This is a genomic window from Aestuariivirga sp., assembly GCF_044238155.1.
Taxonomy (GTDB): Bacteria; Pseudomonadota; Alphaproteobacteria; order Rhizobiales; family Aestuariivirgaceae; genus Aestuariivirga.
Genome location: NZ_JBIIDX010000116.1, coordinates 1 through 11,388, shown reverse-complemented (window position 1 = coordinate 11,388; position 11,388 = coordinate 1). Strand labels below are relative to the sequence as shown.

Sequence of the window (11,388 nt, the reverse complement as noted above, 5' to 3'; positions counted from 1 at the left end):
TCCATCAGGCGGCCGATGGCACCATGTGTCTGGCCGTAAGGGTGACGGCGGCGCCGGACAAGGGCCGCGCCAACAAGGCCGTTATCGGGCTGCTGGCCGGGGCCTCCGGCCTTCCAAAATCTGCCTTTCAGGTGGTTTCGGGCGAAACGGACCGTTGCAAAACCATACTCGTCTCTGGAAATCCGGCCCGCTTTGAGGCATGGATGGCGGAGATCGTGAATGCGGGGAAGGAAAGTTGAACATGGCGAAAATCATCGATGGCAAGGCCTTCGCCGAGGGCCTCAGGGGGCGGATCGCCAAGGCGGTGGCCACGCTCAAGTCACACCATGGGTTCACGCCTGGTCTCGCAGTCGTGCTGGTGGGAGAGGACCCCGCCTCCAAGGTCTATGTCGCCAACAAGGCCAAGCAGACGGTCGAGGTGGGCATGAACTCCTGGGAGTACAAGCTGCCAGCCGAAACCTCCGAACAGCATCTTCTGGCCATGGTCGAGAAGCTCAACGCCGACCCGGCCGTGCATGGCATTCTCGTGCAGCTGCCGCTGCCGAAGCATATCGACAGCACCAAGGTGCTGACCGCCATTTCCCCGGCCAAGGATGTCGATGGTTTCCACGTCGTCAATGTCGGCAAGCTCTCCACAGGGCAGGATTCGCTGGTGCCCTGCACGCCGGTGGGCTCGGTGATGCTGGCCAAGGATGTGTTGGGCAAGCTCGATGGCATCGAGGCCGTGGTGATCGGCCGGTCCAACATCGTCGGCAAGCCGGTGGCTCAATTGCTGCTGGCCGAGAACTGCACCGTCACGATTGCCCATTCGCGTACCCGGGATCTGCCCGCCGTGGTCCGCCGCGCCGATCTCGTCATTGCCGCCGTGGGCCGGCCCGAGATGGTGAAGGGTGACTGGCTGAAGCCGGGCGCCACGGTGATCGATGTTGGCATTAACCGCATCGAGCGCGACGGCAAGGGCAAGCTGGTGGGCGACTGTGACTATGCCTCCTGCGAGAAGGTGGCGGGCGCAATCACCCCGGTACCCGGCGGGGTGGGCCCGATGACAATCGCCTGCCTGCTCTACAACACGGTGAAAGCCGCCTGCGCCGCCAGGGGCATTCCGCAGCCCGAAATGTAAGGCCTTCAGCTCTTGGCGGCTTTGGCGCGGTCCATGGCTTCGAGGATCATCTTTTCAGCTTCCGCGGAATCGCCCCAGCCTGTGACCTTCACCCATTTGCCGGGCTCCAGATCCTTGTAGTGCTCGAAGAAGTGCTCGATCTGTTTGAGCGTGATCTCCGGCAGGTCGGTGTAGTTGTGCACATTCTCATAGCGCCGCGTAAGCTTTGGCGTGGGCACCGCCACGATCTTTTCGTCATGCCCCGCCTCATCCTGCATCTTGAGCACGCCCACTGGCCGCACCGCCACTACAGCCCCCGGAATGATGCCGCGCTGGTTGGCGATCAGCACGTCGATCGGGTCGCCATCGTCCGACAGGGTGTGTGGAATGAAGCCGTAGTTTCCGGGATAACGCATGGAGGTATAGAGGAACCGGTCGACGATCAGCGTGCCCGCCGCCTTGTCCATCTCGTATTTGATCGGCTCGCCGCCCACCGGAACCTCGACAATGACATTGACCTCCTTGGGTGGGTTCTTGCCGGTGGAAATGGCGTGAATGCGCATGGGGCTTTCCTGTCATTCGCTGGTGTGCCAGTGTTTCTGCCATGAAATACAAGGCTTTGCTATTTGCCATCTGGCTATGCTCCGGGGTGGCGTTTGCCGGTGACATCACCAGCGCCTACACCCGGTTCGCGCTCGAAACGGACTGCAGGCTGACCGAGCAGGACGAAGAACAGACCTATGCCTTCTGGTTGTGCCCCGGATACAAGGGAATCGAGGTTCTTCAGGCCTATTCGGATGACCGGGCCTTCGTCGGCTTCGGCGCCGACGCCCGCGACAGCTGTGCCTTTCGCCGAACCTTCACGCCCTTCAATTCAGCCTTGTCGCCCATCGAGTGGCGCCTGCGTGATGGCAAGCCCTTCGCGGTCATCGAGCGCTGGCGGGTGTCGACCGATGATCAGGGCGGCACGCGGACCTGGCTCGTGGTCACCGCGCTGCAGGGGGCTGAGGCCTGCCACGTCCACTATGTCGAAGGTGCCTTTCCCAGGGCCAACGAAGAAGCTCGCCGGGCGGCCGATGAGCTAGTGCCGGGTTTCGATTGCCAGTCAGACGAGCCCAGCTTCAGCACCACCTCAGCGCCTCCGCCCATCGCGATCGCGGCCTGCAGTGCTGCGGCCGAGTGAACGTCTCAGGCGGCGCTCTCGGCTTCCTTGGCGCGGCTCACGCGCTTTCTCTCGTGCGGGTCGAGAATGGCCTTGCGCAACCGGATCGATTTCGGCGTGACCTCTACCAACTCGTCCTCACCCACATAGGCCAGCGCTTTTTCCAGCGACATGCGGATGGGCGGGGTGAGGATCAGCGCCTCGTCCTTGCCTGAGGCGCGTACGTTGGAGAGCTTCTTGCCCTTGATGACGTTGAGTTCCAGGTCGTTGCCGCGAGTGTGCTCGCCGACGATCATGCCAGGATAGACCTTGGTGCCGTGTTCGATGAACATCGGCCCGCGGTCCTGCAGGTTGAAGATGGCATAGGCCACGGCCTCGCCATCGCTGTTGGAGATGAGCGCGCCGGTATGGCGGCCCGGGATTTCGCCAAAATGCGGCGCATAGCCGTGAAAGATACGATTGAAGATCGCCGTGCCGCGGGTGTCTGAGAGAAGCTCCGACTGATAGCCGATGAGGCCGCGCGTCGGCGCCAGGAAGACCAACCGCTGCCGGCCCGCTCCCGATGGCCGCATGTCGCGCAGTTCGCCCTTGCGCTCCGAGACCTTCTGAACGACGACGCCGGAATAGGCCTCGTCGACGTCGATGATGACCTCTTCAACCGGCTCCATCTTCTCGCCTGTTGTCTCATCGGTCTTGAACACCACGCGCGGCCGCCCGACGGTCAGCTCGAAGCCTTCACGCCGCATGGTTTCGATCAGGATTCCGAGTTGCAATTCGCCACGACCCGCAACCTCAAATGCGTCCGTCTCGGTTTCTGACGGGGTGACACGCAACGCGACGTTACCCTCTGCCTCGCGCAGCAGCCGCTCGCGGATGACGCGAGACTGCACCTTGTCGCCCTCCTTTCCGGCAAGGGGACCGTCATTGATGCGGAACGTCATGGTGAGTGTCGGAGGATCGATTGGCTGGGCAGGAATGGCCTCGGCCACCGAGGGGTCGCAGATGGTGTCAGCCACCGTCGCCGTGGTCAGGCCTGAAATTGCAACGATGTCGCCCGCCTGGCCCTCGTCAACTGGCTGGCGATCAAGGCCGCGGAAGGCCAGAACCTTTGATACCCGGCCCTGTTCAACCAGCTTGCCATCGCGCGACAGCGCCTTCACGGTCTGGTTGGCCTTGACGGTTCCGGAGCGGATGCGGCCGGTCAGCACCCGGCCAAGGAACGGATTGGCCTCAATCGTTGTCACCAGCATGCGGAACGGACCATCCTCAACCGGCGGTGCCGTGAAGTGCCGCACAATCAGGTCAAAGAGCGGCGCCATGTTGTCCTGCGGGCCACTGGGCGAGTCGGCCATCCAGCCCTGCTTGGCGGAACCATAGATGATTGGGAAGTCGAGCTGCTCCTCACTGGCGTCGAGATTGGCGAACAGGTCAAATACTTCGTTCACCACCTCATTGTGACGTTCGTCGGGGCGGTCGATCTTGTTGATGCAAACGATTGGCCTCAAGCCAATCTTGAGCGCTTTCGCGAGCACGAACTTGGTCTGCGGCATCGGGCCCTCAGCGGCATCGACCAGCAGCACCGCGCCGTCCACCATGTTGAGGATGCGCTCAACCTCCCCGCCGAAGTCGGCGTGGCCGGGCGTATCGACAATGTTGATGCGGGTCTCCTTCCAGGTCAGGGAAGTCACCTTCGCCAAGATGGTGATACCGCGCTCACGCTCGAGATCGTTTGAATCCATGGCGCGCTCGGCCACTTTCTGGTTCTCGCGGAACGAGCCGGACTGCGAGAGCAGCCGGTCGATCAGCGTTGTCTTGCCGTGGTCGACATGGGCGATGATGGCGATATTGCGCAAATTCATGAGATGGGTGAGCTTTCGTGATGAATGCAGATTGCGGGGCCGCTTAGCATGTGCATTATGAGAAGGCAATTTGTCGCTTGCCTGACGGCTGGCAGGGCGACCTGGCACCGAGAAAGGGCGGTGAATGTTTCAATCTCGCGACGACAAGGCAAACCGCACGCTTGCCCTCGTCACCCTGGATGACGATTCGACACTTACGGTATCAGTGCGCATGCCGCTGTCCAACCGGCTGGGCGATGCGCTCAACAATGCCGATCAGTTTCTGGATGCGCTGACGGTCGGAGGCCAGCAGATCTACATCTCCAAGTCCAGCATCCGCTCGGTTCGCTCCGCCGCCCTGCCGAAGACGGACCAGCTCGATCTTGACGGTCGTGGCCAACTCATGCCGGGATTTGATCCCTATGCTGTTCTCAAGGTTCAAAAGGGAGCGTCTGCCGACGAGATCAAGCAGGCCTACCACAAGATGGCGAGGCTCTATCATCCGGATCGCATTGCATCCTATGAATTGCCCGAAGAAGTGAAGGACTACGTCCGTGCCATGTTGGTCCGGATCAATCTTGCCTTCGAGCAGATCAGCCAATAGGGCGCCCCGCTTCCGGCAACCGGCGGCTGCGGCTCAGGGAAGCTTGCGGACTTCCGTCAGTTCGCCGCTTGCCGCATCGAGCTTGATGGCGAATGTCTTGCCGTCGCGCTTGGCATTGAAGGCATAGATCCTGCCGATGCAGCTGGACGCCTCCACACTGGAAAATCCGAAACTGCTGACCACCAGGGTGGCCTTCTCGCAGGACAGGGCCGTCTCTGCTGGCGCGGGTTTCTGGACCGCAGCGGCCGGTTTTGTAGCCGCCGGCTTGCTTGGAGTCGGAACGATGGGCTCGGGTTCGTAATAGCTTTCGTCGATCGGCGCTGCGGGCTTGCTGCCCGGGCGGGCGTCATTGTCCTGCCTGGTCGGCGCATCATCGCCGAAGAGATCTCGGATCAGCGGAATCTTGCGCAGGAAGGTCGGGCCGACCTCCTCGTCATTGGCCGCAAGCACGGGCTGCGGTGCGCCCTGTGGCGCGATGGCCGTCACGTGGCCGGGAAGGACTGCCAGTGAGAGCAAGATTGCTGGAAATACCATGTTTATTTCTGCCCCTGCGTGCCCCGGCGCCGTTGTTGCCGGGGCAGGTCTCTGGGTGGCCCAGAACATTTCTGCGGCCACCATCAACCTTACTCGTCATGATGTCCATGTTCATGGCCATTCTGCGGCAGATTGGTCAAGTCACCGAAGGATCGCCAACTGCCTGACCGATCCTCTCGGCGTGACCCGCACCAGGAACTGACGGCCATGTTTCCAGGCCGTGAAGGTGTGGCGCCGCCCATGACAGTCCCGGGTGCGGACGTTGGAGTAACCGAGGTCATAGAGCATCCAGAGCGCCTCATCGCAGCTGACGCGACCATCGCCATGCCAGCCCGATGCTGGCGGGCGGTAATGTCTCCGAACCGGGTATCCGCCATAGCCGTCATGCCAGCCATGGAAGCCGCCGACAACGCCAAATCCGATGTTGACGTCGACGTCGGCGCGGGCCTCGACTGTTGCAAGCGTAGCCAGCAACCCGAAGAGCAGGCTCGAGATGGCGACCATTGATCTGGCAGACATTGGTGTTCTCCTGTGTGTCATTGTCAATGCCGGGAACCGGCAATCAGCCTGCAAATCCTGACGTGCGACTGCTGAACCAGACCCGAACCGGGCGTTCATGATGCATTCATCTGGCCAGATCCCCTTGAAACAGGCTCAGCGGCACCTACCTATTCGCATGCGGATGCCCATCCGGGGTCCGTGACAACCAATCAGCCCGGCCAATCACGGCGGGCGCCAAACGTGACATTGCTCAAGGAGAATGTGACCATGTTCGATCTTACCCCCCTCTATCGTTCCACCGTCGGTTTTGACCGTCTCGCCCGCATGCTCGATGAGGCTGCGACTGGCGAAGCCCCTGGCTATCCGCCCTACAACATCGAGCGTGTCGCCGAGGACGAATACCGCATCACCATGGCGGTCGCCGGTTTCGCCCCCGCCGATATTGCCATCGAAGCCAAGGGCAATGCCCTGACGATTGCTGGCAAGAAGGCCGAGAAGGCTGAAAGCAAGGGCGAGTTCCTGCATCAGGGCATCGCATCCCGCGCTTTCGAGCGCCGCTTCCAGCTCGCTGACCATGTGCAGGTGCAAGGCGCCAGCATGGAAAATGGCCTGTTGCACATTTCGCTGAAGCGCGAAGTACCCGAGGCGCTGAAGCCCCGCACCATCGCGGTGAAGTCCGCGCAGCCGTCTCAGGTTCTCGAGGCCAGGCAGGCGGCCTGACCTTAGGTCCTCTCACCACTCACCACCCCCGGGCTTGTCCCGGGGGTCCTGCATCTCCCTCTCATCACCCCCGGACTTGATCGGGGGTCTTCTTTGCTGGCCATGAAGAGGATGCCACGGTCGAGCCGTGGCATGACGAGGGTGTGGAGTTCTTCCTCCGCTTCAAGACATTCCGTGTGCCAGCGCCAGGAAGCTATCAACGTCCTCCTCGGGCGTGGCGAAAGAAAGTACAAACCGTGCGAAGATCTCATCCGCCGTAATGGAGCCGCCAAGGCTGTCCGGCATCCAGTCATAGAATTTGACGCCCTGGGCTTGTAAACCATCGAACAGCCGCCGCGGCATCACCGCGAACACCTCATTGGCCTGCACCGGGTTGGGAATGCGGATGCCGCTGATGGCGGCGAGGCCCTGGCCCAGCTTCCAGGCCAGGGCATTGGCGCGTCGCGCATTCTCAAGCCACAGATCATTATCGAGATAGGCCACCATCTGAGCGCCGAGATAGCGGCCCTTGGACAGTAGCTGGCCGCCGCGCATGCGCCGGTAGGCGAAGTCCTCGGCCAGTGCCAGATCGAAGAAGATCACCGCCTCCAGCATCATCGCGCCGTTCTTGGTGGCCCCGAACGACAGCGCGTCGACGCCCGCCTTCCATGTGAGTTCCGCCGGACTGCAGCCAAGACCCGCGACGGCATTGGCGAAGCGCGCGCCGTCCATGTGCAGCTTCATGCCCCTCGGGCGGATCACTTCGGAAATCGCCTTCACCTCGGCGGGAGAATAAACCGTTCCGAGCTCGGTGGCATTGGTGAGCGACACGCCCTTGGGTTTCGGATCATGTTCGCCGCGGATGAAGCCTTTCAGCGTCTTTTCAATCAGCGCCGGCGTGATCTTGCCGGCCGCTCCGTGAAGCCCGATCAGCTTGGCGCCGCCGGTGAACAGTTCCGGACTGTTGCATTCATCAACGTTGATATGCGCCTCAGCATGGCAGATGATCGCGCCGAAGCCCGGCGTGATGGCGGACAGCGCCAGGCCATTCGCGGCGGTGCCCGATGTCACCAGAAAGGCGCGGAGCTCGCAGCCGAAGATCGCCTTCAGTTTTTCCTCGGCGCGCCTGGTGAAATCGTCGCCGCCATAGGAGGGGGCGGTGCCGGTATTCGCCTCGGACAGTGCCGCGAGGATCCGGGGGTGAACGCCATAGACATTGTCGGATGCGAAATTCATGGGTCTTGAGCTTGCTTTCTGAAGTTACGTCTTGAGCAGCGCCTTGAGTTGAACCGCGGGGTCCGCCAGCGCCACGGGCGAAGGCGTGGCGCGTTTGGCAATCAGCATTTCGGCAAGCTTCACATCCCGCGAGATGGTGTTGCCCGGCCCAATGCCGGAGGCCGCCACCATGCGGCCCGCACCATCAAGGTGGAAGATCACGAAGGTATCCTCCGCCATCTGGCGGCGCACGGTGGCAACGCCGTCGCCTGGCACGCCGGCTATCTGCAGCGAAAGCTCATACTGGTCTGACCAGAACCACGGCACCGCGAGATAGGGCTTCGTGCCACCCAGCATGTTTTCGGTGGCCATATTGGCCTGGTCGGTGGCGTTGCGCCAGGCTTCGAGCCGCATGCGCTTGCCGCCGAACAGCCCGTGCGGGAAAGAGCAGCAATCGCCCGCCGCATAGATGTCAGGATCGCTGGAGCGCAGCTGCTCATCGCAGGCGATGCCATTGCCGATGGCGAGTCCCGCCTGCTGGGCCAGCGCTGTCTCGGGCGCGGCGCCGATGCCGGCGATAGTAATGTCCGCCTTCAGCTTGCGGCCATCGGCCAGAACGACGCCATCGGTTTCGATCGCCGCGAGACCGGTTCCCACCACCATGTTAACGCCTGCCTTCTCATGGCGGGCGTGAACGGCTTTGGCGATGTCGTCCGGCACGCCGCGCATCAGAATGCGCGGCTGCGCCTCGATCAGGGTGACGGCGCAACCCAGCTTCCGCGCGCTGGACGCCACCTCAAGCCCGATGAAACCGCCGCCGATGATCGCGGCTGAAGCGCTGGCGCGCAGACTTCTCCGCAAATGGTCGCCATCGGCGAAATCGCGCAGCGTATAGGCCAGCTCGCCGCCGGGAAGCGTCAGCTTCCGCGGCTTGGCCCCGGTGGCGATCAGCAGTTTGTGGTAAGCGATGGCCCGGCCATCGGCGAGCAGAATGCCCTTGCTCTGCCGGTCGATGCCGGTGGCGCGTACGCCGCGGATCGTGGTGGCGTTGAGCGAGGCCAGCATGCCCTCATCCAGCAGATAGACGGGCTGTGGCTCCGGCTCATCGGTGATCATCGCCTTGGACAGCGGCGGGCGCTCATAGGGCAGCAGCGTTTCCTCGGTGATCAGCGTGACCGGCCCCGGCCAGCCATTGGCGCGCAGGCTGACGATGGCCCGCGCCCCCGCCATGCCGCCACCGACGATCACCATGCCTGGTTCCGGCATATGTGCTGCTCCCGCGTTTCAGCTATTGCCCGTGGTTACGCGATCCCGCCCGCCATTTCCAGTATGGCGGCTATTCCGTCGTTCGCATGCCGAGCCGGGCGAGCGTCCAGCGTTCGGCAATCACTACCACCTGGTAGAAGAACACCGCGATCAGCACGGAGACCGCCGCCACCGTCCAGATCATCCCGTAATCGAGATAGCCGCGACTCTGGTTGAGGAGATTGCCGAGCCCCGTTCCGGTGGCCAGCCATTCGGCGATCATCACGCCCAGCAGCGCGCGCGGGGCAGCAAGCCTGGTTGCCGCGAACAGATAGGGCAGAGAGGCCGGAATGCTGATCAACGTCAGCTGCTGGCGCTTGCTGGCGCCATAGGCGCGCGGCAGTTCAAGCGCGGCGCGTGGCACCATGGCCATGCCCTGGGCGATGGTCACGAAGGCGGGAAAGAAGGTGACCGAGATCGTCACCCAGAGGATCAATGATGTTCCGCGGCCGAGCAGCAGAACAAGGAGCGGCGTCAGCGCCACCAGCGGCATCGTCTGGGTCACCAGCGCCACCGGCATGAAGCTTCTCGTGATGGCGGGAAACAGGTCTGCCAGAACCGCAAGGGTGAAGGCGAAGGCAAGGCCCGCGGCAAGGCCCAGAAGGGTGATCGGCAGGGTTTGGGCGAGTGCGGCCAGCAGCCGCTCCCGCGCCTGCGGCGCGCCATCGCCCATGAACAGATAGTCGAACACGCCCGCCGGGGTCTTGGCGATCATCTCCGGCACGTTGAGCACGGTGAGCAGCAGCCACCACAGCACCAGTGGCAGCGCGGCGGCGGCCGCCGCCAGAATGAGCGCCATCGCTGGGTTTGCCGCCGCCACAGGCGCGGCGGGCGCGGCGGTGGGCACGGTCACCGCGCGCGAGGTTCCGGTCACCCGGTTGCCGATGATGGCGAAGGCGGCATAGGCAAGCCCGGCGATCAGCGTGGCGGTAAGCCCGATGCCCCACAGCCGCGGCGGGTCGGCGCGGCCAAGCGAGCCCAGCAGATAGGTGCCGAGCCCGAAGCGGCCGCCGCCGCCGAACTCCGCCAGAATGGCGCCCAGCACCGCCGCGGGGGCGGCCACCCGGAAGCCGCCCAGAATGGATGGCAGCGCGCTTCTGAGCTGTATGAGCCGCATTTCATCGAAGCGGCTGCCGCCATAGGCGCGCACCACGTCGAGGCTGCGCGGATCAGCCTGGGTGAGGCCCAGCACGGTGGCGGTCATGGTGGCGAAATAGCAGCCGAGTGCGGCCAGAATGACGCGCGGCGCCATGCCTGAAAAAGTGAGCACCAGCACCGGCGAAATGGCGATCGGCGGCAGCGCGAAGATGGCGATGTTCACGCCCCGGAACAGCCTCAGCAGAAACGGCGAGAGAACGAAGGCGATGCCCGCCAGGATGGCGGCGGCATTGCCGATCAGGAAGCCGAGGAAGCTCGCTTCAAGCGTTGCCAGCACATGCGGCGGATAATCGCTCTTGTCAGCCCAGAAGCGCGCGATGATGGCGCTCGGCGCTGGCAGGGCGCCGCTGGCGACCAGTTCAAACCGGCCCGCCACCTCCCACAGCGACAGCAGCACCGCGAGATTGCGAATCATGCTGAAGCGGAACGGCGTCTCATTCGCCATGAAGGGCGCGCCCCACCACATCGTTGAGGGCGTGGAACGCCGGCTCCACGAACAGGTCCTTGCTGCGTGGGCGTGCAAAGGGCACGTCGATCACCGCCGCGATCCGGCCGGGCCTGCTCTGCATCACCACGATGCGGTCGGCGAGGAACACCGCTTCGTCGATGCCATGCGTCACCAGCAGCGTGGTGGCCCGCGACTCAGACCAGATGCGCTGCAATTCAATGTTCATCTGCCGGCGCAGGATCTGGTCCAGCGCGCCGAACGGCTCGTCGAGGAACAGCACACCCGGCGTGGTGACCAGCGCGCGGGCGATCGACACGCGCTGGCGCATGCCGCCCGACAATTCACCGGGCAATGCCTTCTCGAAGCCCTTGAGGCCGACGAGCGCGATGAGTTCTGCAATGCGGGAGGCATATTCGGCGCGCGGTTTGCGCAACACGTCGAGCGGCAGCGCGATATTGGCCTCGACGCTGCGCCACGGCAGCAGGGCCGAATCCTGGAACGCCACGCCGGTAGTCCCCGTGGAGGCTGCGGCGCCGGGTGCGAGGCCGCCGATCTCGACCGTGCCGGAGTCCGGCGTTTCAAGGCCCAGCGCCAGCCGCAGCAGGGTGGACTTGCCGCAGCCCGATGGCCCGATCAGCGCCGTGAATGAGCCCGGCTCGCAATCGAGCGAAACAGAATCGAGCGCGGTGAGAGTCTCACCGCGCGCGTTGAATGTCTTGGAAATGTTCCGGAGACGTATGCTCCGGTCGCCCGCCATCAGATCTCCGCCAGCAAGGAGGTGTCGAACATGTCCTTGGTGGCCTTGATGCCAACCTGCGAGAGCGC

General features: G+C 63.5%; 13 protein-coding genes. 5 read left to right on the top strand and 8 right to left on the bottom strand.

Annotated elements, in window-relative coordinates; genetic code table 11:
• The coding region (locus ACILRN_RS12270) for a DUF167 family protein (RefSeq protein ID WP_395688685.1) at positions 1-239 on the top strand (239 nt) is incomplete at its 5' end.
• Between the two features lie 2 nt (positions 240-241).
• Complete coding sequence (gene folD / locus ACILRN_RS12265) at positions 242-1,120, top strand: bifunctional methylenetetrahydrofolate dehydrogenase/methenyltetrahydrofolate cyclohydrolase FolD (RefSeq protein WP_395688682.1); 879 nt, start codon at positions 242-244, stop codon at positions 1,118-1,120.
• Between the two features lie 5 nt (positions 1,121-1,125).
• On the opposite strand, the gene ppa is transcribed toward folD, so the two are convergent.
• A complete protein-coding gene (gene ppa, locus ACILRN_RS12260) occupies positions 1,126-1,662 on the bottom strand; it encodes an inorganic diphosphatase (RefSeq protein ID WP_395688680.1) in 537 nt (178 codons plus the stop codon).
• Between the two features lie 41 nt (positions 1,663-1,703).
• On the opposite strand from ppa, the gene ACILRN_RS12255 reads away from it, so the two are divergent.
• Positions 1,704-2,282 (top strand): hypothetical protein, encoded by a 579-nt coding sequence (locus ACILRN_RS12255; RefSeq protein ID WP_395688679.1) that lies wholly within the window; start codon positions 1,704-1,706, stop codon positions 2,280-2,282.
• A 5-nt stretch (positions 2,283-2,287) separates the two neighbouring features.
• On the opposite strand, the gene typA is transcribed toward ACILRN_RS12255, so the two are convergent.
• Entirely contained in the window at positions 2,288-4,120 is a 1,833-nt protein-coding gene (gene typA, locus ACILRN_RS12250) for a translational GTPase TypA (protein ID WP_395688677.1), read from the bottom strand.
• A gap of 124 nt (positions 4,121-4,244) precedes the next feature.
• On the opposite strand from typA, the gene ACILRN_RS12245 reads away from it, so the two are divergent.
• Positions 4,245-4,703, top strand: a complete 459-nt coding sequence (locus ACILRN_RS12245; RefSeq protein ID WP_395688675.1) for a J domain-containing protein — start codon at positions 4,245-4,247, stop codon at positions 4,701-4,703.
• 33 nt (positions 4,704-4,736) lie between these two features.
• Here the strand turns inward: ACILRN_RS12245 and ACILRN_RS12240 are convergent, their stop codons facing one another.
• The gene (locus ACILRN_RS12240) at positions 4,737-5,237 is read right to left on the bottom strand and encodes a hypothetical protein (RefSeq protein WP_395688674.1); all 501 of its coding nucleotides are present in this window, start codon (positions 5,235-5,237) and stop codon (positions 4,737-4,739) included.
• Positions 5,238-5,378: 141 nt separating this feature from the next.
• Positions 5,379-5,756, bottom strand: coding sequence for a hypothetical protein (locus tag ACILRN_RS12235; RefSeq protein ID WP_395688672.1), 378 nt, complete (start codon positions 5,754-5,756; stop codon positions 5,379-5,381).
• A gap of 243 nt (positions 5,757-5,999) precedes the next feature.
• Between ACILRN_RS12235 and ACILRN_RS12230 the strand changes: the two genes are divergently transcribed.
• Positions 6,000-6,458: an Hsp20 family protein gene (locus ACILRN_RS12230; protein ID WP_395688689.1), complete on the top strand. Its 459-nt coding sequence runs from the start codon at positions 6,000-6,002 to the stop codon at positions 6,456-6,458.
• 162 nt (positions 6,459-6,620) lie between these two features.
• Here the strand turns inward: ACILRN_RS12230 and ACILRN_RS12225 are convergent, their stop codons facing one another.
• From ACILRN_RS12225 to ACILRN_RS12210, 4 genes are all read right to left on the bottom strand, one after another.
• On the bottom strand, positions 6,621-7,673 hold the full coding sequence (locus ACILRN_RS12225; RefSeq protein WP_395688670.1) for a threonine aldolase family protein: 1,053 nt from the start codon (positions 7,671-7,673) through the stop codon (positions 6,621-6,623).
• 24 nt (positions 7,674-7,697) lie between these two features.
• Positions 7,698-8,918 carry an NAD(P)/FAD-dependent oxidoreductase gene (locus tag ACILRN_RS12220; protein ID WP_395688668.1) on the bottom strand — a complete coding sequence of 407 codons (1,221 nt, stop codon included), beginning with the start codon at positions 8,916-8,918 and terminating at the stop codon, positions 7,698-7,700.
• A 70-nt stretch (positions 8,919-8,988) separates the two neighbouring features.
• Entirely contained in the window at positions 8,989-10,560 is a 1,572-nt protein-coding gene (locus ACILRN_RS12215) for an ABC transporter permease (protein WP_395688666.1), read from the bottom strand.
• Positions 10,550-11,320 (bottom strand): ABC transporter ATP-binding protein, encoded by a 771-nt coding sequence (locus tag ACILRN_RS12210; protein ID WP_395688687.1) that lies wholly within the window; start codon positions 11,318-11,320, stop codon positions 10,550-10,552. The genes ACILRN_RS12215 and ACILRN_RS12210 overlap by 11 nt, the downstream gene beginning before the upstream one ends.
• Positions 11,321-11,388 lie beyond the last annotated feature (68 nt).